The following is a 24480-nucleotide window of genomic DNA, read 5'->3' as shown; positions in this document are numbered from 1 at the left end:
GCGCCCATCCTGCCCTGTCTTGATCCAGATCACGACGGCGCCCGCCCTCGCTGCGCAAACTGCGGTGCAACAAAACGGTCATCTGTTACCAAAAGAGGAGCATGTCATGGAACGTGCACTGAAGCTTTCTACCCTTGCCGCGGCGGGCGTACTGGCGGCGACCCTGGCAGCGCCGGTGGCCGCCGCAGACGCCGGTGACTGGATCGTCCGTGGCGGCCTGTCCCTGGTGGACCCGGACGACGACAGCAGCAACCCCGGCGGCGCCCTCGCCGGCACCAATGCCGGGGTGAACGTGGACAGCGACACCCGCCCCAGCTTCACCGTTAGTTACTTCATGACCGACAACGTGGCCGTGGAGCTGCTCGGCGCGTTCCCCTTTGAGCACGACATCGAGGGCACCGGGATGCTCGACGGGGTCGACGTCGGCTCCACCAAGCACCTGCCGCCGACGCTGAGCCTGCAGTATCACTTCGATACGGGGACCCAGTTCCGCCCCTACGCGGGGATCGGGGTGAACTACACGCGCTTCTTCGACAAGGACGTGGACGGCGACACCAAGGCGTTGGGCTTCACGCGGCTGGACCTGGATGACTCCTGGGGGCTCGCCGGACAGGTGGGCGTGGACTACGAGCTCGGCAACCGGTGGCTGCTGAATGCGGACATCCGCTATATCGACATCGACACCGACGCCACCCTGAAGGGACCGGGCGACGCCCGCGCCACCATGGACGTGGACATCGATCCCTGGGTCTACACCCTGGGCGTCGGCTATCGATTCTAAGGTCGACCCATCTGCCACCCCGCCGGTACCGCCGGCGGGGTGGCCTGTGCTTGCGACGCGTCCCGGTGGTCCCTAAGCTGGAGATCCGGTCAACAGGGGACCTCATCTGCGATGGACGTGGAACACCTTGACCCTGCCCTGCTCCAGCGTCTGCTGGATGCCGCCAATGACGGCATCGTGGTGGCCGAGCAGGAGGGCGACGATCACATCCTGATCTACGCCAACGCCGCCTTCGAGCGGCTCACCGGCTATACCCGCGACGAGATCCTCTACCAGGACTGCCGCTTCCTGCAGGGAAACGACCGTGATCAGCCGGGCATAAGCCGGATTCGCGCCGCGCTGAAGGCCAACGAGCCCTGCCGGGTCACGCTGCGCAACTACCGCAAGGACGGCTCACTGTTCTGGAACGAGCTCTCCATTACCCCGGTGTTCAACGACGAGGATCGCCTGACCTATTACATTGGCATCCAGAAGGACGTAACCGCTCGGGTGGAGGCGGAACAGGAGATCCGGCGGCTCGGCGGACGCCTGGCTGACGAGGGGGGCCATGATGGCAGCTGACCCGGAAACCGAACCACAGGCCACCCTCGGCGGCGGCTGCTTCTGGTGCCTGGAGGCGGTGTTCGCGGAGCTCGCCGGCGTCCGCGCGGTGACGCCCGGCTACGCCGGGGGCCACCATCCGGGGCCCACCTACCGGGAGGTGTGTACCGGGCGCACCGGCCACGCCGAGGTGGTACGGATCGACTATGACCCTGCCGTGATCGAGTATGCCGATCTGCTGCGGGTGTTCTTCAGCGTCCACGATCCGACCACCCCGAACCGCCAGGGCCACGACATAGGGCCACAGTACCGCTCCATCATCCTCTATGAGGACGACGAACAGCAGCGACAGGCAAGGGCGGTCATCGACGAACTGGAGCGCGAAGGGGTCTTCGACGCCCCCATTGTTACCGAGGTCGCCCCCTTGGGGGCATTCCACCCCGCGGAGCCCTATCATCACGACTACTTCGCCCGTAATCCCGGGCAAGGCTACTGCCAGGTGGTGATCGCGCCCAAGCTGGCGGCGTTCCGCCGCCGTTTCTCGGAGCGCCTCAAGAATCCGCCGGCGGAGTAATCAGGCAAATCCCGGCGGATTCCACTCCTCCATCATCTTCTGCCGGGCGGCATCCAGGCGCTCGGACATCAGGCTCGCGAAGCGCTTGAGCACCACATAACCCATCATCGGATCCTCGTCGCAGCGGGCGCGGATGGACTCCCCGTCGAACTCGACCACGTGGGTAGGCTCGTCGGCGCGGGCCTGGAAGCTCCAGCGATAGGGCGGGATCAGCCAGGACCAGCCCAGGACGTGCCCGGCATCCAGCTCCTGCACCTCCAGTGACGGACCCTCTATGGCCGGCACCTCGATCACGATTCGGCCGTCCCGCAACAGATAAAAATGCTGCGCCGGGTCACCGTGGCCGAACAGGATCTCGTTGCGCTCGAGCGTCCGCTCACGGGCATGCTTGGCGAGGACATCCAGGATCTTCGGATCCAGGTCCGAGAAGAACGCCTCCTCCGCCAGGACCTTCTTGATGGCTTCCTTGGTCACCACAAATACTCCCTACTGCCCACCGGGGATCGTGCCGGTAGCAAGAGTGTACCGGGATTCCGTCAGGGTAGACGATGATCCCATCCGATGCAGCGGGCTCAATGCAGATGCGCCGGCCGCGGTTCCTGCACCAGGACCCAGGGGGGCACCACCACGGCCCAGAGCTCGGCGTCGACGGCGGACCAGCGACGGGCCTCGTCGTCCCCGGTTCGCGCGACTTCACCGCGCTCAAGCCACGATTGGACCCGATCGGTGTCGTCGTCGACGAAGCAGACCGCCACCTCCACCAAGTCCAGATCCGGCGCCACCGTCACCGTGGCGCCACGGGCGAAGTGGCGCTCCAACTCCGACCAGCGGATCCGCCCGGTCTCGGCGTTGAGGCGTTCACGCAGGTTCGGGGCATCACTCATGCCCCCATCCTACCCACCCGGATGGCGCACCACCAGCACCGAGACGTGGGAATGCTCCACCACCTTGGTGGCCACCGAGCCGAGCAGGATCCGCTCGGCGCCGGACTCGTCATGGCTCGGCAGCACCACGAGATCGGCCCCCACCCGATCGATCTCCTCGAGGATGCGGCGGTGGGGCGCCCCCTCTGCGATATTGGCGGTGTGGGGGATCTCCTCGGGTATGTGTTCCGCTGCCCACCGCTGCAAGTGGGCGCGCAGATCTTCCCGGGCCCGATGCAGGCTGTCGGCCGGGAAGTATGTGGACACCCAGGGCAGACCGACGCCCGGGAAGACGCTCAGCAGATGGATGCTGGCCCCATGGGCCCGGGCGAGGCCTACCGCCAGCCTGGCGGCCTCATCGCCGGGACCGCTGTCCTGAAGGTCCACCGGTAGTAGCAGTTTCCGGAACATCGCGGGGTTCCTCCCTCAGCCGGAGCCGATTACGTCAGTGTGCCGGCGCCTGTTCACCAGCGGCCACCGCCTCCCGTCGCCGACGGCGAAGCTGCAGCCACGCCACTAGTGCCAGCAGCGCCAGGGTTGGAATGTAGACCAGCTCCTTGGGGGGGCGCTCATTGTCCACCTGCACCGAAACGATCCGGAAGCCCATGTCCAGCCCCGCCTTCCGGGCCGAGCTGCCAAAGCGCACCCGCTCGACCACCAGCTCCTCGCCCTGCTCGCGCAGGAACAGCCCGGCGTTGCGCAGCCGCTCCTCGCCCTCCGCCGGCTCGCCGAGGGGCAGGAGGATGGTCTTGTCCACCTCGCGGCCCTCGATGGTCATGCCCTGGATATGGATAGGCACCTGCCCCCCGGCGGGCTGCTGCTCGGCCACCTCGACGAGCTCGGCGCCGTCGAGCTCCTGGTAGGACGGATAGATCTCGTCCCACCAGAAACCGGGACGGAACAGACTGAAGGCCACCAGCAGCAACGCCACCGTCTCGTACCAGCGCGTCCGGGTCAGCCAGAACCCCTGGGTGGCGGCGGCGAACAGGAGCATGGCGGCCACCGCCGAGGCGATGGTAATGACCAGGTCCACCACGCCGGTAAGGCCGATGAGCAGGATCTGTGTGTTGAAGATGAACATGAACGGCAGGATCGCCGTGCGGATATCGTAGGTGAAACCCTGGACACCGGTGCGGATGGGGTCTGCGCCGGAGATGGCCGAAGCGGCGAAGGCGGCGAGACCGACGGGGGGCGTGTCGTCGGCGAGGATGCCGAAGTAGAACACGAACAGGTGCACGGCGATCAGCGGCACCACCAGGCCGTGCTGTGCGGCGAGCTCCACCACCACCGGCGCCATCAGCGTGGAGACCACGATGTAGTTGGCGGTGGTGGGCAGGCCCATGCCCAGGAGCAGGCTGATCACGGCGGTGAACAGCAGGATCAGGATCAGGCTGCCACCGGAGATGAATTCCACGAACTCGGTCATCACCAACCCGATGCCGGTTAGCGTCACCGTGCCCACGACGATACCCGCCGTGGCCGTGGCCACACCGATACCGATCATGTTGCGGGCGCCTTCCACCAGCCCGAGCACCAGCTCCCGCCCCCCGCGGAGGGTCTCCCCGGAGAGCCCACCGCGGCCGCGGAAGAATGCCTCCAGGGGACGGTGGGTCAGGGCGATGAGGATCAGCGAGCACACCGCCCAGAACGCGGACAGCCCCGGGGAGAAGCGCTCCACCATCAGGCACCAGACGAGCACCACTACGGGGAGCAGGAAATACAGGCCCGCGCGCACGGTGGGACCGGTCTCCGGCACCTTCACGTCGCCGGTTTCCGGGTCCTGCTCGAACTCCGCGGTGAGCTCGGGCTGCCGTGCCGCCAGCCACACCAGGGCCACGTACGACGCCGCCATGAGCACACCGATGATGGCCATCGATGCGTCCGGGGCCAGCACCTTGATCCAGCCGATGCCATAGTACACCAGCAGGCTCAGTGCGCAGATGGCAAACACAATGCCGGCCGTCATGGCCAGGCGCGCGTACAACGGTCCGCGATCGGGCTTGTGGAGGGGGCGGATACCGGCCTTGACCGCCTCCAGGTGGACCATGTAAATGAGCCCGATGTAGCCGAGCAGCGCCGGCAGGATGGCGTGCCGGACCACGTCGATATAGGGGATGCCGACGTACTCCACCATGAGGAACGCCGCCGCACCCATCACCGGCGGTGTGAGCTGACCATTGGTGGACGCGGCGACCTCCACGGCACCGGCCTTGGTGGAGGAGAAGCCCACCCGCTTCATCAGCGGGATGGTGAAGGTGCCGGTGGTCACCACGTTGGCGATGGAGGACCCGGAGATGATGCCCGACAGACCTGAGGCCACCACCGCGGCCTTGGCCGGCCCCCCGCGCATATGCCCGAGCAGCGCGAAGGCCACCTTGATGAAGTAGTTGCCCGCACCCGCCTGCTCGAGCAGCGCGCCGAAGAGCACGAACAGGAACACGAAGCTCGTCGACACCCCCAGGGCGACGCCGAACACGCCCTCGGTGGTCAGCCAGTACTGGCCCATCGCGCGGCCAAGGCTGGCCCCGTCATGGCTGATCACGTCCGGCATGTACGGGCCGAGGAAGGTATAGCCGAGGAAGATCAACGCCACCACCATCAGCGGCGGACCCAGCGCCCGCCGGGTGGCCTCCAGCAGCAGGATCATGCCCACCACCGCCACGCTGATGTCATACCAGTTGTACAGTCCCGGGCGCTGGGAGAGTTGTTCGTAGAAGAGATACAAATAGGCCGCAGAGAACGCGGCGACCAGGGCCAGGATCCAATCGGCGGCGGGTACGATGTCCCGCCGGGAACGCTTCAGGGCGGGGAACGCCAGAAACGCCAGGAACATGGCGAACGCCAAGTGGATGGCGCGCGCCTCGGTGCTGTTGAGTATCGCGAAGCCGAGGATGTACTGCAGCGGCGCGGCATACCAGAGCTGGAACAGTGACCATGCCAGGGGCACAAAGAACAGCACCCGTGCCGCGAAGCCATGGGGGCGTCGCCCGCCTGTTTCCGTGGACAGCACCTCGTCGGCACCGCCCGCGCCCTCCTCTTGGTCTGGGGAATCCGGCCGGTCAGAGCTGGTCATTTCTCGTTATCCCGTGACTGTGCGATGCCCAGGCAACGGGGGCGCCACACCCCGGATGGCGCCCCCGCGTATCGACTTTACATCGGCCTCACTCCAGGAGCCCGGCCTCCTTGTAGTACTTCTCCGCCCCGGGATGCAGCGGCGCGGTGAGCGAGGCCTGCACCATCTCCTGCTTCTCCAGGATCTGGAAGGCCGGATGCAGGGAGGTGAACTGGTCGAAGTTCTCGAACACCGCCTTGACCAGCGTGTAGACGGCATCCTCCGAGGTGTCCGTGCTGGACACGAAGGTGGCACGGACGCCGAAGGTGGTCACGTCCTCGTCGGTGCCGCGATACATGCCACCGGGAATGGTGGCGAAGGAGTAATACGGGTTGTCATCCACCAGCCCCTGCACGGCGTCGTTCTCGACGTTCACCAGCCGGGAATCACACGCCGTCGCCGATTCCTCGATGGCACCGGAGGGATGGCCCACCACGTAGACGAAGGAGTCGATGTTGTTGTCGCACAGTGCCGAGGACATCTCCGAGGCCTTGAGCTCCGAGGCGAGCGAGAAGTCGTCCATGCTCCAGCCCATGGCCTCCATGACGACCTCCATGGTGCCACGCTGGCCGGAACCGGGATTGCCGACGTTGACGCGCTTGCCCTTGAGGTCCTCGAAGTCAGTGATCCCGGCATCCTGGCGGGCCACTACGGTGAAGGGCTCGGGATGCAGCGAGAACACCGCCCGCAGCTCCTCGTGGGGCCCCTGCTCCTCGAAGCGGCTGGTGCCGTTGTAGGAATGGTACTGCCAGTCGGACTGCACCACACCGAAGTCCAGCTCGCCACCGCGTAGGGCATTGAGGTTGTATACCGAGCCGCCGGTGCTCTCCACCGAGCAGCGCACGCCGTGCTCGTCACGGTCCTTGTTGACCAGACGGCAGATCGCGCCGCCCGCCGGATAGTACACGCCGGTGACGCCACCGGTGCCGATGGTGACGAACTCGTCCTGGGCGCTCACACCCATGGACGCGCCCATCGCCAGGGCGCCGCCGACGATACCCGCGAGCCACTTGCTGCTGTATTGCATGATTGGGTTCCTCCCTCTCAGCTTGGCGTTGTCCGGACGACATCCGTCGCCCGCTTGTGGTTGCTCCCATGGAGCCGTGACCAAATTATGGCGCAACGAGCCGGGCGCACCACCCGCGCTCGCCGCCGTCAGAGCTCGACATCCAGCGCCCTAATGAGTTGCTCACGCCGCTCGAGGGCGGTGAGCGCGTCATCCCCCAGCGCCCGCGCCACCAAGGCGAGCAGGCCCTCGATGAGGACCAGGGCCGAGCCCATGCTGTTGCTGAAAAACAGCCCCCCCGCCGGAGCCACGAACGCATGTCGCGCCTGGGCCGCCAGTGGGGAAGCATAGCTGTCGGTGACGGTAATCACAGCCATGCCCTCCCGGCGCGCCAGCTCGGCGGCGGTCACCGTGGCCCGGGTATACGGGGCGAAACCTATGGCCACCAGCAGGTCCTCGCCGCTCATCTGCGCGAGGCCGTGGGCGAGGCCATGCTCGGCGTCGAAGGTCGTGACATCCCCGCGCAGCATGCCGAGGGCGTAGGAAAAGAAACTCGCCAGCGGATGGGACTGGCGCAGGCCGAGCACCCGCACCCGCGGCGCCGCCACCATCAGCGCCACCGCCCCCTCGAGGCTGGCGACGTCCAGGTTGTTGAGCATGCCCTGGACATTGCCGCGTTCCTCCCGGGCGATACGGGACAACAAGTCGAGGGACTGGTGCTGCCGGCCGCTGACATCCCGCAGCCGCGAGACCTGGCCGCTGTAGAAATGGCCGGTCTGGGCCACGTGGCGACGGAAGACGGCCTGCAGCTCCGCGAATCCGCGATAGCCGAGCGCCTTGGCCAGACGGGTCAACGTCGAGGGGTGGACGGCAAAGGCGTCCGCGAGCTCCGTGATGCTGTATACCGCAGCCTGGCGCGGGGCGGCGACCATATCGGCGAGCACCGATACCGCCCGGCGGCCGAGCCGGTAGCCGGGCCGACCGGCCTGGATCTCGGCGAGGAGCTCCCGGAGCTCCTCGAGATTCGCGGGCGGATGCCGCCCCACGGCGTTCTCCACGGATGCCTGCGCTCCCCTCGTCATCATTTCGTTTCCGGCGAGGATAACAGCCCGCCGGGAGGACGCAAGCCATGCTTGCGGAACCGTCCCTTCCGCGCAAATATCCAACGCGCCGTGAGGGAGGCGTTCCGTCGAGACAACCGCCACGGGGCGGGGATACACTGATGCAGGGGCAGGCCGCTCAAAAGGCGGGATTGCCAGTGATGTGAGGAGGACTCGCCATGAGCACATTCGAGCATCCCGAGTTCCGTGGCCACGAACGGGTGGTCTTCGGCTACGAAGAGGCATCGGGGCTGCGCGCCATCATCGCCATTCACGACACGCGCCTGGGGTCGGCGCTCGGTGGCTGCCGCATCTACCCGTACGCGGATAGCGGCGAGGCCCTCACCGACGTGCTTCGGCTCTCCCGAGGAATGACCTACAAGTCCGCCATGGCCGGGCTGCCCCTCGGCGGCGGTAAGGCGGTGGTGATCGCCGATCCCCATAGGGGGAAATCCCCCGCATTGCTACGGGCGATGGGCCGGTTCGTCGAGAGCCTCGGCGGGCGCTATGTCACCGCGGAGGATTCCGGCACCGGGGTCGACGATCTTCGGGCCATGGCGGAGGAAACCGACCATGTGGTAGGCATCGCCGACAAGCGCGACGAAAACGGGGAAGTGCATAGCGGCGACCCCTCGCCGGCTACGGCCCGGGGGGTGTTCGTGGGCATGCAGGCCTGTGCCCGCGAGGCCCTGGGGCGTGCCGACCTCCACGGGCTCCGGGTCGGGATCCAGGGTCTCGGCCATGTCGGCCACCACCTCGCGGCCCTGCTCCACGAAGCCGGCGCGGAGCTCTGGGTGAGCGACATCCAGGAGGACGCCGTACGCCGGGCAAGCGCCGAATTCAATGCCGAGGTGGTGGGCGTCGACGCCATCCACGCCGCGCCGGTGGAGGTCTTCGCCCCCTGCGCGCTCGGTGCCGTGCTCAATGAGGACACCATCCCGGAGATCCAGGCCGCCATCGTCGCCGGCTCCGCCAACAACCAGCTCGCCACCGAGGCCGACGGGGAGCGCCTGCGTCGCCGCGGTATCCTCTACGCCCCCGACTACGTCATCAACGCCGGCGGTGTCATCGACGTGGCCGACGAACATCACGGCTACGACCCGTTCCGTGTTCGCCGCCGCATTGACGCCATCGCCGATACCCTCACCGAGATCTTCGGGCGCTCCCGCCGTGAGGGACTGCCTACCAATGAGATCGCGGACCGCATCGCCGAGGAGCGGCTCCACGCCGCGGGCTGACCCCTCGGGAGGCCGCACCCCGCCGCACCACTATCCGCCCAGCCGGTAGGGATCTCTCGACACGCCCCGGAACACAGCTCCGGCTGAGGGACAGGGCCTTCGCCCGCGGCGTGTTGTTGTAAGAACACAACGGATGATGAATTTTTCGTTACACACGCAACGTACCTGTTGTGTTGCCGCACCTACTGCGCTACGGTTGCGATCGATTCTCGTTACTATTTATGTGACGGGATTGTTACAGCCAACCAAATGAGGACGCAACCATGAAGCGCACCGTTTCCGCACTCGCCATTGCCGCCGCCGTCGGGGCCACCGGGGCCCAGGCCGCCGACTTCCGGATCAACGACGACACCACCTTCTCCGTCTACGGTGACCTCCAGTTCATCTACTACGAGCAGAACGACGAGAATGGTGACGGGAAGTCCGAGTTCGCCGACAACGGTTCCACCGTGGGATTCGCCGGCGCGCATCGCTGGGACAATGGGCTCACCGGCTACTTCAAGGCCGAGTTCGAGCACGATGCCAACGAGGCGAAGGCCAACGGCGGCCTCAACGACGGCGACCAGGCCTACCTGGGCGTCCGAGGTGACTTCGGTAACCTCCGCGCCGGCTCCTGGGACAACATCTACACCGACGCCATCTACGACCCCGTCGACCCCTTCGAGGCCTTCAGCCCCAGTGGCGCCGACAACTCCGGCGAGGGTGACACCATCGCCTACTTCTCGCCGGCGATGAACGGCTTTTCCTTCCAGATCGCCAGCCAGATCCGTGGCGACGGTGACAGCGCCACCGGGCGCCAGCCGCTCACCGACGAGACCGCCTTCCAGGTCGTCGGCATGTACGAGATGGAGGCCCTGAGCTTCGCGGTGGGCTACGACGATCGCGGCATCGTCGATAACGGCACCGGTGAAGCCGCCGAGGACGGCGTCTTCGGCGCGTCGGTGACCTGGGATCTCGCCCCTGTCACTCTGGCCGCCCGTTTCTCGAGCCAGGGCGAGACCCTCGCCGATGATGAGGTGGACATCTACGGCATCAACGCCGGCTACGACTACGGCAACGGCGAGATCACCACCACCATCAACGAGGTGGACCCGGACAACGGCGATAGCCGCACGGAGTTCCAGATCCTTGGCACTTACAACGTCGGCAACAACATGTACGTCTACGCCGAGGCCGGCTGGTACGACAAGGACAACGACGCCGATGACGCCGTCGGCGCCGGTGTGGTCTACAGCTTCTAAGCATCACCGACCACCAGGACAGGGAACAAGGGCTGATCCGGCGGGTCGGCCCTTTCCATACTGGGGGAACACGCACCCGCTGGCGCGGCGGCGCGGCACCGTTACACTATCCGGCAAAGCGCGCCAATGCGGAGCATCCCGCCATGAGCCTGTCCGTCGACAACATCCGCGACGCCGCGGCGCATATCGCCGCCAGCATCGTTCACACTCCCTGCGAACACTCCCGCACGCTGTCCCAGATCGCCGGCTGTGAGCTCTACGTCAAGTTCGAGAACCACCAGTTCACCGCGGCGTTCAAGGAACGCGGTGCCCTCAACCGACTGCTGGCGCTGACCCCCGAGGAGCGCCGCCGCGGGGTGATCGCTATGTCCGCGGGCAACCACGCCCAGGCGGTGGCCTACCACGCGCAACGCCTCGGCATCCATGCCACCATCGTCATGCCCCGGCACACCCCCAACGTAAAGGTGCGCAACACCCGGGCCTTCGACGCCGAGGTGCACCTCGAGGGCGAAGGCGTCGCCGAGGCCGGGGAATATGCCGGGCGCCTCGCCAAGGAACACGGCTATGTCTTCATCCACCCCTACGATGACGAGCGGGTGATCGCCGGCCAGGGCACCATCGCCCTGGAGATGCTCGAGGCCCACCCGACCCTGGATACCCTGGTGATCCCCATCGGCGGCGGCGGGCTCATCGCCGGCAACGCCATCGCCGCCCGGGCACTCAACCCGGATATCCGCATCATCGGCGTACAGACCACGCGCTTCCCGGCGGTGCGCCAGGCATTGGCCGGCAAGCCAGTGCAATGCGGCCCGGCCACCATCGCCGAGGGGATCGCCGTCAAGGAGCCGGGTCGCCTGACCCTGCCCATCATCCGTGAGCTCGTCGACGACGTGGTGCTGGTCGACGAGCCCGTCATCGAGCGGGCGGTGCTGCTGTTCCTCGACATCGAGAAAACAGTCGCCGAGGGGGCCGGCGCCGCCGGGCTCGCCGCCGTGCTCGCCGACCCGGAGCGCTTCCGCGGCCAGCGAGTGGGCCTGATCCTCTGCGGCGGCAACATCGACCTGCTGCCGCTGTCCTCGGTGATCCAGCGCGGCCTGGTCCGCTCGGGACGCATCGTGCGCGTGCGCGTCGGCATCCCCGACGTCCCCGGCGCCCTGGCGGATCTCACACGGCTGCTGGCGGACCGGGGTGCCAACGTCATCCAGATCGCCCATCAGCGCACCTTCACCGACCTGTCGCTGCGCGCCACGGAGGTCGAGGCCACCCTGGAGACCCTGGGCGGCGAGCACACCGCGGAGATCCTCGGCGCCCTGCGCGAGGAAGGCTACGATCCGGTGGTGCCGGTCGGCGAGGCCCATCCCCACGAGCGCCGCGCCGTGCCGCGATGACCGGGGGCGGCTTGACGGCCGCGCTCTCCCGGCCCATCGTTACCCGGTGACCATTGGTCAGGCCATTCCGGCCAAGGCCCACAAGAGAAGAGCCACTAAGGAGAGCAGAATGAACACCAAGTCTTTGCGCGGATTCTCCCTCATCGGCTGCATGGCTGCGGCGCTCGCCGCAACCGGGATCGCCGGTGCCCAGGATCGAACCACCCTGCAGGCGGTGACCGACCCGAGCTTCGTGCCCTTCGAGATGCGCGACCAGGAAACCGGCGAGATGGTCGGCTTCGACATGGACATCCTCGCCGAGGTCGCCGAGCGCGCCGGTTTCGACTATGAGCTCGAGACCATGGATTTCCAGGGCATCATCCCGGCGCTGCAGACCGGCAACAAGGACATCGCCATCGCCGGCATCACCATCACCGAAGAGCGCGAGCAGGTGGTCGACTTCACCGACCCCTACTACGACTCCGGTCTGCGACTGCTCGTCAACGCCGATGACGACTCCATCCAGACCGTCGAGGACCTCGACGGCAAGAGCGTGGGCACCAAGACCGGCAGCACCAGCCACGACTACCTGCGCAACCAGCTCAGTGGCGACGTCACCATCGAGCCGTATCCGGGCAGCTCCGACATGTACCAGGCCCTGCTCGGCGGTGCCGTGGACGCGGTGTTCTACGACGCCCCCAATGTAGGTTACTTCGCCCAGACAAAGGGTGAGGGCCAGGTGAAGACGGTAGGCCCCCTGTATGAAGGGCAGCAATACGGTCTCGCCCTGGTCGAGGGCAGCGAGTGGGTGGATGACGCCAACGAGGCACTCGCCTCGATGAAGGAAGACGGCACCTACGACGAGATCTACAAGAAGTGGTTCGGCGAGCTGCCGGACAGCGAGTGACCCCCTCGGGCCCGTCCCCCCGGTGACGGGCCCTAGACAAGTACCGTCCGCCGGCCGCCCGCGGGGCGGCCGTTTCCACCACGAACCCCACAGAGGCGGGAGACGACGTGGAGTTCCAGTTCGACTGGCAGGCGGCCTTCAATGCGCTGCCTTACCTGCTCCAAGGGCTACCCTGGACTGTCGCCATCGCCGGCGGCGGGCTGTTCATCGGTTTCTTCATCGGCATCTTGTTCGGGCTGCTCAGCATCGCGCCATCGCGGTTCACACGGGCGCCGGCGATCACCTACATCGAGATCTTCCGTGGCACCCCCGTGCTGGTGCAGGTGCTGTTCATCTTCTATGGACTCCCCCAGATCCTCGGTGGGCCCATCGATAAGATCACCGCCAGCGTCGCGGCCATCGCCCTGAACTCCGGCGCCTATATCTCCGAGATCGTGCGCGGCGGCGTACAGTCCATCGAGCGCGGGCAGCGGGAGGCGGGGCTGTCACTCGGCCTGTCGCGCAGCCAGACCTTCTACTACATCATCTGGCCCCAGGCGCTGCGCCGCATGGTTCCGCCGCTCGGCAACCAGGCGATCATCAGCCTCAAGGACACCTCGCTGTTCTCGGTGATCGGGGTCGGTGAGCTGGTGCGCGAGGGGCAGATCTACATCGCTGACACCTTCTCGGCGCTGGAGACGTATTTCATGGTGGCGATGCTCTATCTGGTCGTCACCCTGAGCCTTTCGTTCCTGTTGCGAATGTACGAACGCCGCGGTGCGGCCGGCCGCGCCTGAATAGGGAGCCTGGAGTGAGCGAGCGTAGCGACGAGCCCATCGTGCGCATGGAGAAGGTGAACAAGCACTTCGGCAGCCTCCATGTGCTACAGGACGTGGACCTGGCCGTGGATCCCGGTGAGGTGATCGTGATCATCGGGGCCAGCGGCTCCGGCAAGTCCACCCTGATCCGCTGCATCAACGGCCTGGAGCCCTTCCAGGACGGGGCCATCGAGGTGGACAGTTACCGGCTGCTGCCCCACGGCGGCGGCCGTGGCGCCCTGCAGGCCATCCGCACGGAGGTCGGCATGGTCTTCCAGCAGTTCAATCTCTTCCCCCACCGGAAGGTCCTCGACAACATCACCCTGGCGCCGATGAAGGTGCGGGGCTGGTCCCGGGAGCAGGCCACCGAGAACGCCGAGCGCCTGCTCGAGCGCGTGGGCATCGCCGACCAGGCAGACAAGTACCCGAGCCAGCTCTCCGGCGGCCAGCAGCAACGCGTGGCCATCGCCCGGTCGCTGGCCATGGAGCCGAAGGTGATGCTCTTCGACGAGCCCACCTCGGCACTCGACCCGGAGATGATCGGCGAGGTGCTGGATGTAATGCGGGAGCTCGCCCGCGAGGGCATGACCATGCTGGTGGTCACCCACGAGATGGGTTTCGCCCGCGAGGTCGCCCACCGCGCCATCTATATCCACAGCGGCCAGATCGTGGAACAGGGGGCGCCCGAGGCGGTGTTCGACAACCCGAAGAACGAGCGCACCCAGGCGTTCCTCTCCCGGGTACTCAAGCACTAAGCCGTGCGCCCGGCCAGCAGCGAGGGATCCGCCGTGGTCGCCCGGGCCCGCGGGCTGCTCAAGCGCTACGGCGACGCCACCGTGGTCGACGGGGTGGACCTGGACATCCATCGCGGGGAGTGCCTGGCGCTGCTCGGGCCCAATGGCGCCGGCAAGACCACGACGCTGCGCATGCTCCTCGGGCTGACGCCCCCTAGCGGCGGGACCATCGAGGTGCTCGGCCACCGCGTCCCGCGCGAGGCGCGGGCGATGCGGGCGTACACCGGCATCGTGCCGCAGTTCGACAGCCTCGACCCGGATTTCACCGTACGTGAGAACCTGCTCACCTACGGCAGCTATTTCGGCCTGGGCCGGCGGACGGTGGAGGCGCGCATCGATTACCTGCTGGCCTTCGCCGAGCTTACCGAGCGCGCCGGGGCGGCCATCAACGCCCTCTCCGGGGGTATGAAACGAAGGCTCACCCTGGCCCGGGCGCTCGTGAACGATCCCGCGCTGCTGGTCCTCGACGAGCCCACCACCGGGCTCGACCCCCAGGCCCGCCAGCACATCTGGGAGCGCCTCCAGCACCTCAAGGCCGAGGGCCGCACCCTGCTGCTGACCACCCATTACATGGAGGAGGCGGAACGGCTGGCCGACCGCGCGGCGGTCATCGACGCCGGGCGCATCATCGCCTGTGACGCGCCCCGCGCGCTCATCGCCCGTCATATCGAGGCCCATGTAGTGGAGCTACGCGGTGACGCCGCCGCCGGCTGGCCGGCCCCCGGCCTGCCCGGCGTGGTCACCGAGCGGGTGGGGGGCACGGTGCTGCTCTACACCAATGAGCGCGAGCCGCTGCTCGCTTCCGTGCGCCAGCACTGCGGCGACGACTACATCTACCGCCCCGCCAACCTGGAGGACGTCTTCCTCCGGCTCACGGGCCGACAGGTGCGGGACTGACCATGACCGGGCTCTCCACACCGCCACGACCGAGCCTTCGAGCGGTGCCGGTATGGCGGCGCAATTTCCTGGTCTGGCGCAAGCTCCTGGTGCCCTCACTGCTCGGTAACTTCGCCGACCCGCTGCTCTACCTGCTGGTACTCGGTTACGGGCTGGGGCGGTTGGTGGGCGAGGTGGAGGGCCTCGGCTACATGGCCTTCCTCGCCTCCGGGATCGTATGCTCCAGCGCCATGATGGGGGCGACCTTCGAGGCCCTGTATTCCGCCTACACGCGGCTGACCATGCAGCAGACCTGGGCGGCCATGCTCAACGCGCCCCTGGCGGTGGACGACGTGGTCATCGGCGAGATCGCCTGGGCGGCCACCAAGGCCCTGATCAACGCCGCCGCCATCCTGGTGGTGACCCTGGCGCTGGGACTCGCCGAGGGCCCCCGCGCGCTGCTGGTGCTGCCGGTGGTGGCCCTGGCCGGCACCTGCTTCGCCGCGTTGGCGATGATCGTTACCACCATCTCCCGCAGCTACGACTTCTTCCTCTATTACTTCACCCTGGTGATCACCCCGATGATGCTGGTCTCCGGTGTGTTCTTCCCCCTCGCCGAGCTGCCCGAGGCCGTGGCCCGCGGGGCCATGGCCCTGCCCCTGGCCCACGTAGTGGCCCTGGTGCGACCGTTGATGACGGGCAGCTGGCCACAATGGGTCCTCCCCCACCTGGCGGTGGTGGCTGCCTACGCCGGCGCCGGGATCTGGCTGGCCTGCGCGTTGGCCCGTCGCCGGCTGGAGACATAGGCTGGCGGGCCACTCCGCATGGCTGTCGCATTCGAGCCGCGGTTGGTGGTCTCTTCCACCTATCCGGGTGCATCCGTGTGCATCGGTGACTGAGCCCCTATACTGTCGGCCATGACGGGTCTCGAGCAGCTCACCGCCACCATCGCCCTGACCCTCGGGGTCGGTTGGGCGAGCGGCATCAATCTCTACGCGGCCATCCTGGGGCTGGGGCTGATGCACAACCTCGGCCATGTGACCCTACCTCCGTCGCTGGAGATCGTCGGCGAGCCCCTCGTCCTCGCCGCAGCCGGGTTCATGTACGCGGTGGAGTTCTTCGCCGACAAGACGCCCGGCGTGGATACCGGCTGGGATGCGCTGCACACCTTCATCCGGCTGCCCGCCGGCGCGGTGCTGGCAATGGCGGCGGTCGGGGAGGTCTCCCTGGCGGCAGAGATCGCCGCCGGCCTGGTGGGAGGCGGGCTCGCGGCGGGTAGTCACGCAGTCAAGGCCGGTGGCCGCGCACTGATCAATACCTCCCCAGAGCCGGTCACCAACTGGGGCGCGTCGATCGGCGAGGACGCCATGGTCTTCGGTGGGCTATGGCTTGCGCTGCAGTATCCGCTGGCCTTTCTGCTCGCCCTGGTCGCCTTTATCGCCCTGGCCGTCTGGCTGCTGCCCCGTATCTGGCGAGGCCTACGCCGGGTGTTCCGTACCGTAACGGGCCGCGACGGCGGCGACCCACCCCCCGAACCCCCGGCCCCGGAAGGCCCGCCGGTCCAACCCCGGCTCGGGGGCAAGCGGCAACGGTGAGCCGCCTCGGCCGTTTCCTCGCCGGCGTCGCCGCCCTTATCGAGGACGAGGGCGGGCGTGTGTTGCTGCTGCGACGGGCCCGCTCCAAGGCGTTCGCACCGGGGGTATGGGAATGCGTCACCGGCCGGCTGCAACAGGGCGAAGGCTTCGAGGACGCCCTGCACCGTGAGGTCCAGGAGGAGACGCGCCTGCTCGTGCAACCGACGGCCATCCTCGGCACCACCCACTTCCACTATGGAGCGCCGGTGCCGGCAAATGAGCTGGTGGGCGTGGCCTACCTTTGCAGCAGCGCGAACCCCGCTGCGTTGCGACTCAGCGGTGAACATGACCAAGCGCGCTGGCTGTTCCCCGCGGACGCCGCGACCTTGGCTGGGGGCGCCCATCCCGCGGAGCGCTGGCTGCGGCGGCTACTCGCCCGGCATACCGGCAACGCCCCAGCGCTGGGCGGTTTCGAACTCGGCTGAGTAGCCATCACGGCACCCACCGCCCACGCCGTTACAGCCAGCCCTTGCGCTTAAAGTACAGATACGGCGCAAGGCCGGCGAGCAGCATCAGCCCGAGGGCGAGGGGATAGCCGAAGGTCCAGTCCAGCTCCGGCATCACCCGGAAGTTCATCCCGTAGATACTCGCAACCAGCGTGGGCGGCAAAAACACCACCGCCGCGATGGAAAAGATCTTGATGATCTGGTTCTGCTCGATGTTGATGAAGCTGATGGCCGCGTCCATCAGGAAGTTTACCTTCTCGAACAGGAACTGGTTATGCGGCAGCAACGAGTCCACGTCCCGGAGCAGCTCGCGCATCCACTCCCGGTTCTCCGAGCTCAGCCGACCGCGACGCAGCAGAAAGGTCAGCGCCCGCTGGGTATCCATTAGGCACAGCCGAATCTTGCCATTGACGTCCTCCTGCCGGGTGAGCTCATCGATGGCCCCCTCCAGATCCACGTCGTCCTCGTCGGCGAGCACTTGCGCGCTGACCCGCTCCAGCTCGGTATGCACCTGCTCGAGGCGGTCCGCCAGGTTCTCCACCTTGGTCTCGAACAGCCCGAGCAGCAGTGAAGCGGGATCCTCGGCCAGGTCCGGCTCACGCCGGGCTCGGAGACGGAGGAGGCGGAACACCGAAAGGCTGTGCTCATGGAGGGTGAATAGCCGCTCCCTGGTGAGGATGAAGGCCACCGTGGTGCTCAACGGCCTGCCGTCGATGTCCTGGAGAAACAGGGAATGGACGTGCAAGCCGTCCTGGTCCTCGTAGTAGCGAGCACTCGCCTCGATCTCCTCGACATCCTCCACATCCGGGAGCTCCTGGCGATACAACCGCTCTACCTGTGCACGCTCGCCATCGTCGGGATCCACCAGGTCGATCCACATCGCCCGCGCCAGGTCCACCGTCCCCTCCTCGTCCTCCGGAACGGCGCTCAGGATCCCCTTCCTGAGCTCAAACGCATGCAGCATGGATCCTCCGGCTACGTTGGTGACGTCTTAGCGTTGCAGCCACTCGATGCCCTCCCGGATGAACCCCAGGTGCGCCTCGGCCGCACGTACCGCGGCCTCGGGGTCATGGGCGGCGATGGCGTCGGCGAGGGCCCGGTGTTGCTCGCGCAGGGTGTGCTCCGCGTCCTCCCGGGTGAACAGCGCCTCCCGGGCCCGGCGCACGTTCTCGCGCATAACAGAGAACATACCCCGCATCACGTGGGCCAGCGCCACGTTGTGGGTGGCCTCGGCAACCGCAAGGTGGAAACGCGCGTCCCAGTTGGCGGCGGTAATCGCATCGCCGGCCTCGTGGGCACGCTCCGTTGCCTCCGCCGCCTCCCGCATGCGCTCGATATCCGCAGGCTCGGCGCGCATCGCCGCCAGCCCGGCCGCCATCGTCTCCAGCCCCTGGCGGAGCTCGAGCACATCCCCGAGTGCCTTCGCGTGCCCCTCCATGAGGTGAAGGAGGGGATCGGTGAGGCTGGGCGCCGTGACCTCGGCCACCGTGTAGCCCGAATTGCGGCGGAGCTCCAGCAGATCCCGGGCCTCGAGCTTGAGCAGCGCCTCGCGTAGTGAGGGCCGGGAGACACTAAGCTGGCGCGCCAGCTCCCGCTCGGCGGGCAGGGCGTCGCCGGGGCGGAGCTCGCCCTCGACGATGCGCCGCTCGATCTGCTCGGCGATAACGTCGGACAACCGCGTCCCCGGCGGGGCCTCGATGTGGGAAAAAATGGATTCCAATTCGCTCTCCGGGCCTGTTCACCGCGGCCCATGATATCGCCAATCCACAGAGCACCGACAGTGCACCGTTGGTCGGCATTTGTTGCGCCCCATCTACAAATACGTTACAAGAGCTATACACCCACAACACGAGAGTACAGAACCATGAGGACCACCCCCCTTCGCCTGCTGCTGGCCACCGCCCTGACCTTCGGTCTGGCAGGAACGCTATACGCGGGCAACCATGAGGACGAGGAAAAGGAAAAGGCAGCCGGTGACATCGTGGATGTGGCCACCGGTGCGGGTCAGTTCGAAACCCTGCTGGCCGCGCTGGAGGCCGCGGGGCTCTCCGATACCCTGCGCGGTGAGGGACCTTTCACGGTCTTTGCGCCCACCGATGATGCCTTCGCGGCGCTCCCCGAGGGCACCGTGGAGTCCCTGCTCGAGCAGGGCAATCGCGATCAGCTCACCGGTATCCTCACCTACCACGTGGTCCCGGCTAAGGTCACCGCTGCTCAGGCCATGGAGACCGACTCTGCCGAGACGGTGCATGGTGGCACCCTGCGGATCAGCACCATGGACGGTAAGGTCATGATCAACGACGCCACGGTGATCCAGGCAGACGTTATGGCCGACAACGGGGTCATTCACGTGATCGACTCGGTACTCATGCCCGAGTGATGCCTACACGCGCCGCCGCGACCGCGGCGGCGCCTCGCTGACCATCCCGCCCCCCAGTTCCGCCACTGTGCTGTTAGACTGCCTGCCTCAACACGACGGCAAGAGCGGATGTCGGAGACCCCATGAGCAGCCCCGATACGGCCTACGACAAGGCGGCGAGCCAGGCAGTGGAGCTCGGCAACCAGCTCGCCGACGAGGACCAGGAGGCCGACCCCCGCGACCTCGCGAATGGTCTCATGGCGGGGGCGATCCAGTACTGGCTATACAGCCATCAGCCCTGCGGCGACCCCCAATGCCAGGAATGCGGCAGCATCTGCACCGCGGAGCTGCGGCTGCAAGCCCTGCAGGAGCTCGTCGACGAGCTCGCCCGCAGCAGCGAGTACTTCCACGCCCCTACGGATTTCGACGCCGGCCGCGCGTGACTCGCGGCAAGCAAGTCACTCAGCTCAGGAACAGCCCGTAGCCCGGGTTCTGCGTCTCGTCCCGGTACGGATAGCCCAGCTTGTCCAGGCTCTCGCGGAAGCGTTCCCGCTGGGCCTCAGGGACCTGTATGCCCACGAGTACCCGCCCGTAGTCGGCGCCGTGGTTGCGGTAATGGAACATGGAGATGTTCCAGCGCTTACCGAGCCGGCGCAGGAACTTCAGCAGTGCCCCGGGACGCTCGGGGAACTCGAAGTGATAGACAATCTCGTCGGTGACGTTCTGGCCGCGGCCGCCCACCATGTGGCGCAGGTGCACCTTGGCCATCTCGTCGTCTGTGAGGTCGAGGACGTCATAACCCTGTCCGCGGAGGTCCTGGAGCACTGCCTCGCGCTCGGCCTGGCCGTCGTTGAGGCCAATGCCGGCGAACACGTGCGCGGCGTCGGCATCGGCGTAACGGTAGCTGAACTCGGTGACCGAGCGGTTGCCGATGGTCTCGCAGAATTCGCGGAAGCTGCCCGGCCGTTCGGGGATGGTCACCGCAAACACCGCCTCCCGGTGTTCGCCCACCTCGGCACGCTCCGCGACGTGGGAGAGCCGGCTGAAGTTCATATTCGCCCCGGAGTTCACCGCCACGAGGGTCTGCCCGGTGATGCCGTGGTCCTCCACGTACTTCTTCAGCCCGGCGACGGCCAGCGCCCCGGCCGGTTCCATGACCGAGCGGGTATCGTCGAAGATGTCCTTGATCGCCGCACAGACCTCGTCGGTGGAGACCAGCACGCAGTCGTCCACCAAGGACTGCGCCACCTCGAAGGGGTAGGCACCGATCTGGCGCACCGCCACGCCGTCAACGAAGATGCCCACCTCGTCGAGGGTGACCCGCTCGCCCGCGCGCATGGCGTGGTGCAGGGTCGGCGCGTCCTCGGGCTCCACGGCGATGACGCGCACATCCGGACGGAGCTGTTTGACGTAGGCGGCGATCCCCGCGATCAAGCCGCCACCGCCCACGGGCACGAAAATGGCGTGCAGCGGCCGGGGATGCTGGGAGAGGATCTCCATGCCGCAGGTGCCCTGGCCGGCGATCACCTGGGGATCGTCGAAGGGGGGGATGTAGGTCATGCCCCGCTCGTCGACGAGCTTGTCCGCATGGGCCTTGGCCTCGTCGAAGCTGTCGCCGTGCAGCACCACCCGGCCACCGAGATTGCGCACCGCCTCCACCTTGATGCCCGGCGTGGTCCGAGGCATCACGATCATGGCCTTGATCCCGAGCCGACGCGCCGACAGGGCCACGCCCTGGGCGTGGTTCCCCGCCGAGGCGCAGATCACCCCCCGCTCGAGTTCCTCCGCGGAGAGCTGCGAGATCTTGTTGTAGGCGCCCCGGATCTTGAACGAGAACACCGGCTGGAGGTCCTCGCGCTTGAGATAGACCCGGTTGTCGAGCCGCTTGGAGAGATTGCCGGCCTCCTCGAGGGGGGTCTGCCGTGCAACGTCATAGACGCTCGCGGTGAGGATCTGCTGCAGGTATCGCTTCATGCCCGGCCCGTAGCGGTGGCTGTCGTTCCCAAAACGCTTCAGTTTACCTGTGCGGCGGCAGTGCAGGCCAGGACGGGCTTTGCCGCCCCGCCGGCCGGGTCTATCATGGAACCGGGCGCACAGCAGGGAGTTGGTCAATGGACAGCGAAGCGCAAAAGGCGGCGGCGGGCCGTGCGGCGGTGGATGAGGTCCGCGAGGGGCAGGTCATCGGTGTCGGCACCGGCTCCACGGTAAACCATTTCATCGACGCCCTGGCCGAGCGGGGCATCCGCCTGGGCGGTGCAGTGTCCAGCTCGGAGGCCACCAGCGAGCGGTTGCGCGGTCATGGCATCGATGTCCTCGAGCTCAACGACGTCGACCAGCTACCCGTCTACATCGACGGCGCCGACGAGATCAATCGTCACCTACAGATGATCAAGGGGGGTGGCGGGGCGCTGACCCGGGAGAAGATCGTGGCCGCGGTAGCACGGCGGTTCGTCTGCATCGCCGACGCCTCCAAGCGCGTGGACATGCTCGGCGCCTTCCCCCTGCCGGTGGAGGTGATCCCGATGGCGCGGAGCTATGTGGCCCGCGAGCTTGCCGCCCTCGGTGGCCAGCCGGAGCTGCGCCGGGGGTTCACCACGGACAACGGCAACGTCATCCTCGACGTACGCAACCTCAAGATCATGAAGCCCATCGAGATGGAGCGCACCATCAACAATATCCCGGGAGTGGTCACCGTCGGCCTGTTCGCCCAGCGTCGGGCGGACCTGTTGTTACTGGCGGGCGCCAACGGTGTCGAGCAAATCACCGCCTAACCCGCGATGCAGCGACTGCTCGTCATCCTCGGTGTCGTGATTCTGCTGGTGGGCCTCGCGTGGCCCTGGATCAGCCGTCTCGGCCTGGGCCGTCTCCCCGGGGACATCCTCATCCGCCGGGACGGGTTCACCTTCTACTTCCCCCTGACCACCTCTATTTTGATCAGCGTGGCCATCACCCTCATCCTCTGGTTGTTCCGCAAATAAGGGTCGACGACCCCGGCATGCTACTCGCCGTGCTCGGCGCGATCCGCGAGGCTTGTGCCATCCTGCCAGCCCTCATCGCCATCCGCGAAGAAGTCCCGCTTCCAGATCGGGACGCGCTGCTTGAGGGTGTCGATGGCATAGCGCGCCGCATCGAAGGCATCGCGCCGGTGCGGCGCACGCACCACTACGAGGACGCTCGCCTCTCCGATACCGAGCCGCCCCAGGCGATGCACGATGCGGCATACCGGTACCCCGAAACGCTCGCGGGCCTCCTGCTCCAGCGCCTCTAGCTCGCGCCGGGCGAGCGGCTCGTACGCGGTGTATTCCATGCCCGCCACGCCACGACCGTCGTGGTGATCGCGGACGACCCCCTCGAACACCACCAGGGCCCCACAACGGGGGTCGTCGGTCTCCCCGAGCAGCGAAGCCAGGTCGAGAGGCGCATCGGTGAGATAGGTCATGGCGCCGCCCTCAGCCTCCGCTTACCGGTGGCAGGAGCACCAGGGTCTCCCCGCCCTGCAGAACCGTGGCGCGGGGCACCAGCGCATCCTCCACAGCACAGGCCACCCGCGGCAGGTGCGGGCCGAGGGAGGGTACCTCCGCCTCCAGCCGATCCAGCACCTCGGTCACACGACTGCCCGGCGGCATATCGATGGCGAGGCGCTCCCGACCCACCGTTTCCCGGAGCACTCCGTGCAGCTCCACCTCCATGGGCATCAGCCTCCCAGTCCGTGCATGGTGATGGCGCGCTGGACATAGCCCGCGCTCTCGACGAAGCCGCGCCCCTTTCGCCAGACCGCGCCCCTAGCCACGTGTTCGAGCTCGTCGTCATCGGCGCCGTCGCGCAGCGGGGTCTTTAGATCGGTATTTACCGGTGAGAACAGGCAAGGGTAGATCTCCCCGGTGGCCGTCACCCGTACCCGGTCGCAGGTCGAGCAGAAGGGATTGGAAACCGTGGAGATCACGCCGAGGTGATAGGCATCATCCACACGGTAATAGGTGGCGGGTTCCCGCGTCCGGGGAACGGGCTCCACCGCGTGGCGCTGCTCCAGGCGCTCGATGATCTCGCGCTCCGGTACCACCCGTTGGGGCTGCCAACCGCCACGGGCATCGAGCGGCATGAACTCGATGAAGCGCAGGGAGATCCCCTCGCCCATGGCCCATTCGGTGAGTGGCACGACGTCGTCCTCGTTATCCCCGCGGATGACGACGGCATTGAGCTTCAACCCCAGCCCCGCATCCCGGGCCGCGCGGATGCCCTCGAGCACCGCCGCCAGGTCGCCGCCGCCGGTCATCCGCCGGAAGCGCTCCGGATCGAGTGAATCGATACTGATATTGATGTCATCCAGCCCGGCCGCGGCCAGGGCCGCCGCGTGACGCCGCAGCGGCACGCCGTTGCTGGTCATCGAGATCCGACGCAGCCCCAGCCCCCGCAGCGCATCGAGACGCGCAACGAAATCGGGGACGCCACGGCGCACCAAGGGTTCACCGCCGGTGAGGCGGATGCTGTCTATCCCCAGGCGGTGGATGAACAGCCGCGCCACACGCTCCAGCTCCTCGAAGGTCAGGAGCTCCGACTTGGGCAGCCACTCCGGCTCCTCGGGCATGCAGTAGTGACAGCGGAAGTTGCAGCGGTCCGTCAGCGACAGACGCAGTTTATGCTTGCTGCGCGCGAAACGGTCCACCAGCGGCCCTGCGGCGGGAGGGAACTCCTCCGGGGTAATCAGCTCTGACATCTCGGCCTCGCCTCTCCGAGCGATGGCAAAACGCTCTCCTCCCGGATAGCTTAACACCCGTTGCGCCTCCG

At 67.1% G+C, this 24480-nt stretch carries 29 protein-coding genes; 17 read left to right on the top strand and 12 right to left on the bottom strand.

What is annotated here, in order from left to right; genetic code table 11:
• The first annotated feature begins 106 nt into the window (after positions 1 to 106).
• The 3 genes from ACQ754_RS08235 to msrA all read left to right on the top strand — a co-directional run bounded on the left by ACQ754_RS08235 (position 107) and on the right by msrA (position 1895).
• Entirely contained in the window at positions 107 to 781 is a 675-nt protein-coding gene (locus tag ACQ754_RS08235) for an OmpW/AlkL family protein (protein ID WP_440996527.1), read from the top strand.
• Between the two features lie 111 nt (positions 782 to 892).
• Entirely contained in the window at positions 893 to 1342 is a 450-nt protein-coding gene (locus tag ACQ754_RS08230; protein WP_440996526.1) for a PAS domain-containing protein, read from the top strand.
• Entirely contained in the window at positions 1332 to 1895 is a 564-nt protein-coding gene (gene msrA / locus ACQ754_RS08225; protein ID WP_440996582.1) for a peptide-methionine (S)-S-oxide reductase MsrA, read from the top strand. The genes ACQ754_RS08230 and msrA overlap by 11 nt, the downstream gene beginning before the upstream one ends.
• Here the strand turns inward: msrA and ACQ754_RS08220 are convergent, their stop codons facing one another.
• The 6 genes from ACQ754_RS08220 to ACQ754_RS08195 all read right to left on the bottom strand — a co-directional run bounded on the left by ACQ754_RS08220 (position 1896) and on the right by ACQ754_RS08195 (position 8021).
• On the bottom strand, positions 1896 to 2369 hold the full coding sequence (locus ACQ754_RS08220; RefSeq protein WP_440996525.1) for a Crp/Fnr family transcriptional regulator: 474 nt from the start codon (positions 2367 to 2369) through the stop codon (positions 1896 to 1898). It lies immediately after the preceding gene.
• A 98-nt stretch (positions 2370 to 2467) separates the two neighbouring features.
• The gene (locus ACQ754_RS08215) at positions 2468 to 2779 is read right to left on the bottom strand and encodes a DUF2288 domain-containing protein (RefSeq protein WP_440996524.1); all 312 of its coding nucleotides are present in this window, start codon (positions 2777 to 2779) and stop codon (positions 2468 to 2470) included.
• A gap of 9 nt (positions 2780 to 2788) precedes the next feature.
• Positions 2789 to 3229, bottom strand: a complete 441-nt coding sequence (locus ACQ754_RS08210) for a universal stress protein (RefSeq protein WP_440996523.1) — start codon at positions 3227 to 3229, stop codon at positions 2789 to 2791.
• Positions 3230 to 3263: 34 nt separating this feature from the next.
• Entirely contained in the window at positions 3264 to 5891 is a 2628-nt protein-coding gene (locus ACQ754_RS08205) for a TRAP transporter permease (protein ID WP_440996522.1), read from the bottom strand.
• Positions 5892 to 5979: 88 nt separating this feature from the next.
• The gene (locus ACQ754_RS08200) at positions 5980 to 6957 is read right to left on the bottom strand and encodes a TAXI family TRAP transporter solute-binding subunit (RefSeq protein WP_440996521.1); all 978 of its coding nucleotides are present in this window, start codon (positions 6955 to 6957) and stop codon (positions 5980 to 5982) included.
• A 128-nt stretch (positions 6958 to 7085) separates the two neighbouring features.
• Positions 7086 to 8021: a MurR/RpiR family transcriptional regulator gene (locus tag ACQ754_RS08195; protein ID WP_440996520.1), complete on the bottom strand. Its 936-nt coding sequence runs from the start codon at positions 8019 to 8021 to the stop codon at positions 7086 to 7088.
• 194 nt (positions 8022 to 8215) lie between these two features.
• On the opposite strand from ACQ754_RS08195, the gene ACQ754_RS08190 reads away from it, so the two are divergent.
• The 10 genes from ACQ754_RS08190 (at position 8216) to ACQ754_RS08145 (ending at position 17315) form a co-directional block, all read left to right on the top strand.
• Positions 8216 to 9274, top strand: a complete 1059-nt coding sequence (locus tag ACQ754_RS08190) for a Leu/Phe/Val dehydrogenase (RefSeq protein ID WP_440996519.1) — start codon at positions 8216 to 8218, stop codon at positions 9272 to 9274.
• 263 nt (positions 9275 to 9537) lie between these two features.
• Positions 9538 to 10515: a porin gene (locus ACQ754_RS08185; RefSeq protein ID WP_440996518.1), complete on the top strand. Its 978-nt coding sequence runs from the start codon at positions 9538 to 9540 to the stop codon at positions 10513 to 10515.
• 143 nt (positions 10516 to 10658) lie between these two features.
• The gene (locus ACQ754_RS08180) at positions 10659 to 11903 is read left to right on the top strand and encodes a threonine ammonia-lyase (RefSeq protein ID WP_440996517.1); all 1245 of its coding nucleotides are present in this window, start codon (positions 10659 to 10661) and stop codon (positions 11901 to 11903) included.
• A 109-nt stretch (positions 11904 to 12012) separates the two neighbouring features.
• Positions 12013 to 12789, top strand: coding sequence for a transporter substrate-binding domain-containing protein (locus ACQ754_RS08175; protein WP_440996516.1), 777 nt, complete (start codon positions 12013 to 12015; stop codon positions 12787 to 12789).
• A 107-nt stretch (positions 12790 to 12896) separates the two neighbouring features.
• Entirely contained in the window at positions 12897 to 13565 is a 669-nt protein-coding gene (locus ACQ754_RS08170) for an amino acid ABC transporter permease (RefSeq protein WP_440996515.1), read from the top strand.
• Between the two features lie 14 nt (positions 13566 to 13579).
• The gene (locus tag ACQ754_RS08165) at positions 13580 to 14341 is read left to right on the top strand and encodes an amino acid ABC transporter ATP-binding protein (protein ID WP_440996514.1); all 762 of its coding nucleotides are present in this window, start codon (positions 13580 to 13582) and stop codon (positions 14339 to 14341) included.
• A gap of 33 nt (positions 14342 to 14374) precedes the next feature.
• On the top strand, positions 14375 to 15277 hold the full coding sequence (locus ACQ754_RS08160) for an ATP-binding cassette domain-containing protein (protein ID WP_440996513.1): 903 nt from the start codon (positions 14375 to 14377) through the stop codon (positions 15275 to 15277).
• A gap of 2 nt (positions 15278 to 15279) precedes the next feature.
• Positions 15280 to 16062 carry an ABC transporter permease gene (locus ACQ754_RS08155; protein ID WP_440996512.1) on the top strand — a complete coding sequence of 261 codons (783 nt, stop codon included), beginning with the start codon at positions 15280 to 15282 and terminating at the stop codon, positions 16060 to 16062.
• Between the two features lie 111 nt (positions 16063 to 16173).
• Positions 16174 to 16851 (top strand): DUF4126 domain-containing protein, encoded by a 678-nt coding sequence (locus ACQ754_RS08150; protein WP_440996511.1) that lies wholly within the window; start codon positions 16174 to 16176, stop codon positions 16849 to 16851.
• Positions 16848 to 17315 (top strand): NUDIX domain-containing protein, encoded by a 468-nt coding sequence (locus ACQ754_RS08145; protein ID WP_440996510.1) that lies wholly within the window; start codon positions 16848 to 16850, stop codon positions 17313 to 17315. Before ACQ754_RS08150 ends, ACQ754_RS08145 begins: the two co-directional genes overlap by 4 nt.
• Positions 17316 to 17346: 31 nt before the next feature.
• On the opposite strand, the gene corA is transcribed toward ACQ754_RS08145, so the two are convergent.
• Entirely contained in the window at positions 17347 to 18300 is a 954-nt protein-coding gene (gene corA, locus ACQ754_RS08140; protein ID WP_440996509.1) for a magnesium/cobalt transporter CorA, read from the bottom strand.
• Positions 18301 to 18327: 27 nt separating this feature from the next.
• Complete coding sequence (locus ACQ754_RS08135; protein WP_440996508.1) at positions 18328 to 19056, bottom strand: FCD domain-containing protein; 729 nt, start codon at positions 19054 to 19056, stop codon at positions 18328 to 18330.
• 144 nt (positions 19057 to 19200) lie between these two features.
• Between ACQ754_RS08135 and ACQ754_RS08130 the strand changes: the two genes are divergently transcribed.
• Together ACQ754_RS08130 and ACQ754_RS08125 are read left to right on the top strand one after the other, a co-directional pair.
• Entirely contained in the window at positions 19201 to 19716 is a 516-nt protein-coding gene (locus ACQ754_RS08130) for a fasciclin domain-containing protein (RefSeq protein WP_440996507.1), read from the top strand.
• A gap of 122 nt (positions 19717 to 19838) precedes the next feature.
• On the top strand, positions 19839 to 20138 hold the full coding sequence (locus ACQ754_RS08125; protein ID WP_440996506.1) for a hypothetical protein: 300 nt from the start codon (positions 19839 to 19841) through the stop codon (positions 20136 to 20138).
• Positions 20139 to 20157: 19 nt separating this feature from the next.
• On the opposite strand, the gene ilvA is transcribed toward ACQ754_RS08125, so the two are convergent.
• Positions 20158 to 21669: a threonine ammonia-lyase, biosynthetic gene (gene ilvA, locus ACQ754_RS08120; RefSeq protein WP_440996505.1), complete on the bottom strand. Its 1512-nt coding sequence runs from the start codon at positions 21667 to 21669 to the stop codon at positions 20158 to 20160.
• Positions 21670 to 21806: 137 nt separating this feature from the next.
• Here ilvA and rpiA point away from each other — a divergent pair, with 137 nt between their 5' ends.
• Both rpiA and ACQ754_RS08110 read left to right on the top strand, forming a co-directional pair.
• Positions 21807 to 22466, top strand: coding sequence for a ribose-5-phosphate isomerase RpiA (rpiA, locus tag ACQ754_RS08115; RefSeq protein WP_440996504.1), 660 nt, complete (start codon positions 21807 to 21809; stop codon positions 22464 to 22466).
• A 6-nt stretch (positions 22467 to 22472) separates the two neighbouring features.
• The gene (locus ACQ754_RS08110) at positions 22473 to 22673 is read left to right on the top strand and encodes a DUF2905 domain-containing protein (protein WP_440996503.1); all 201 of its coding nucleotides are present in this window, start codon (positions 22473 to 22475) and stop codon (positions 22671 to 22673) included.
• A gap of 20 nt (positions 22674 to 22693) precedes the next feature.
• Here the strand turns inward: ACQ754_RS08110 and ACQ754_RS08105 are convergent, their stop codons facing one another.
• The 3 genes from ACQ754_RS08105 to moaA are packed head-to-tail and all read right to left on the bottom strand — an operon-like array spanning position 22694 to position 24409.
• Positions 22694 to 23134, bottom strand: a complete 441-nt coding sequence (locus tag ACQ754_RS08105) for a molybdenum cofactor biosynthesis protein MoaE (protein WP_440996502.1) — start codon at positions 23132 to 23134, stop codon at positions 22694 to 22696.
• A 10-nt stretch (positions 23135 to 23144) separates the two neighbouring features.
• A complete protein-coding gene (locus ACQ754_RS08100) occupies positions 23145 to 23384 on the bottom strand; it encodes a MoaD/ThiS family protein (protein WP_440996501.1) in 240 nt (79 codons plus the stop codon).
• A gap of 5 nt (positions 23385 to 23389) precedes the next feature.
• Positions 23390 to 24409: a GTP 3',8-cyclase MoaA gene (gene moaA / locus ACQ754_RS08095; protein ID WP_440996500.1), complete on the bottom strand. Its 1020-nt coding sequence runs from the start codon at positions 24407 to 24409 to the stop codon at positions 23390 to 23392.
• Positions 24410 to 24480 lie beyond the last annotated feature (71 nt).

The sequence above is a fragment of the Arhodomonas sp. SL1 genome, from assembly GCF_052060015.1.
Classification (GTDB): Bacteria; Pseudomonadota; Gammaproteobacteria; order Nitrococcales; family Nitrococcaceae; genus Arhodomonas.
The sequence above is the reverse complement of the archived record's forward strand: the minus strand, read 5'-3'. Positions and strand labels throughout refer to the sequence as shown.

Excerpts from the sequence above, each read along its gene's own strand:
- ACQ754_RS08210 (WP_440996523.1), bottom strand. The coding sequence starts at position 3,229 with ATGTTCCGGAAACTGCTACTACCGGTGGACCTTCAGGACAGCGGTCCC.
- ilvA (WP_440996505.1), bottom strand. The coding sequence starts at position 21,669 with ATGAAGCGATACCTGCAGCAGATCCTCACCGCGAGCGTCTATGACGTT.
- ACQ754_RS08175 (WP_440996516.1), top strand. The coding sequence starts at position 12,013 with ATGAACACCAAGTCTTTGCGCGGATTCTCCCTCATCGGCTGCATGGCT.
- ACQ754_RS08130 (WP_440996507.1), top strand. The coding sequence starts at position 19,201 with ATGAGGACCACCCCCCTTCGCCTGCTGCTGGCCACCGCCCTGACCTTC.
- ACQ754_RS08190 (WP_440996519.1), top strand. The coding sequence starts at position 8,216 with ATGAGCACATTCGAGCATCCCGAGTTCCGTGGCCACGAACGGGTGGTC.
- ACQ754_RS08230 (WP_440996526.1), top strand. The coding sequence starts at position 893 with ATGGACGTGGAACACCTTGACCCTGCCCTGCTCCAGCGTCTGCTGGAT.
- ACQ754_RS08125 (WP_440996506.1), top strand. The coding sequence starts at position 19,839 with ATGAGCAGCCCCGATACGGCCTACGACAAGGCGGCGAGCCAGGCAGTG.
- ACQ754_RS08185 (WP_440996518.1), top strand. The coding sequence starts at position 9,538 with ATGAAGCGCACCGTTTCCGCACTCGCCATTGCCGCCGCCGTCGGGGCC.
- ACQ754_RS08215 (WP_440996524.1), bottom strand. The coding sequence starts at position 2,779 with ATGAGTGATGCCCCGAACCTGCGTGAACGCCTCAACGCCGAGACCGGG.
- ACQ754_RS08205 (WP_440996522.1), bottom strand. The coding sequence starts at position 5,891 with ATGACCAGCTCTGACCGGCCGGATTCCCCAGACCAAGAGGAGGGCGCG.
- rpiA (WP_440996504.1), top strand. The coding sequence starts at position 21,807 with ATGGACAGCGAAGCGCAAAAGGCGGCGGCGGGCCGTGCGGCGGTGGAT.
- ACQ754_RS08235 (WP_440996527.1), top strand. The coding sequence starts at position 107 with ATGGAACGTGCACTGAAGCTTTCTACCCTTGCCGCGGCGGGCGTACTG.
- ACQ754_RS08100 (WP_440996501.1), bottom strand. The coding sequence starts at position 23,384 with ATGGAGGTGGAGCTGCACGGAGTGCTCCGGGAAACGGTGGGTCGGGAG.
- moaA (WP_440996500.1), bottom strand. The coding sequence starts at position 24,409 with ATGTCAGAGCTGATTACCCCGGAGGAGTTCCCTCCCGCCGCAGGGCCG.
- ACQ754_RS08110 (WP_440996503.1), top strand. The coding sequence starts at position 22,473 with ATGCAGCGACTGCTCGTCATCCTCGGTGTCGTGATTCTGCTGGTGGGC.
- ACQ754_RS08200 (WP_440996521.1), bottom strand. The coding sequence starts at position 6,957 with ATGCAATACAGCAGCAAGTGGCTCGCGGGTATCGTCGGCGGCGCCCTG.
- ACQ754_RS08150 (WP_440996511.1), top strand. The coding sequence starts at position 16,174 with ATGACGGGTCTCGAGCAGCTCACCGCCACCATCGCCCTGACCCTCGGG.
- ACQ754_RS08105 (WP_440996502.1), bottom strand. The coding sequence starts at position 23,134 with ATGACCTATCTCACCGATGCGCCTCTCGACCTGGCTTCGCTGCTCGGG.
- corA (WP_440996509.1), bottom strand. The coding sequence starts at position 18,300 with ATGCTGCATGCGTTTGAGCTCAGGAAGGGGATCCTGAGCGCCGTTCCG.
- ACQ754_RS08180 (WP_440996517.1), top strand. The coding sequence starts at position 10,659 with ATGAGCCTGTCCGTCGACAACATCCGCGACGCCGCGGCGCATATCGCC.
- ACQ754_RS08155 (WP_440996512.1), top strand. The coding sequence starts at position 15,280 with ATGACCGGGCTCTCCACACCGCCACGACCGAGCCTTCGAGCGGTGCCG.
- ACQ754_RS08195 (WP_440996520.1), bottom strand. The coding sequence starts at position 8,021 with ATGATGACGAGGGGAGCGCAGGCATCCGTGGAGAACGCCGTGGGGCGG.
- msrA (WP_440996582.1), top strand. The coding sequence starts at position 1,332 with ATGGCAGCTGACCCGGAAACCGAACCACAGGCCACCCTCGGCGGCGGC.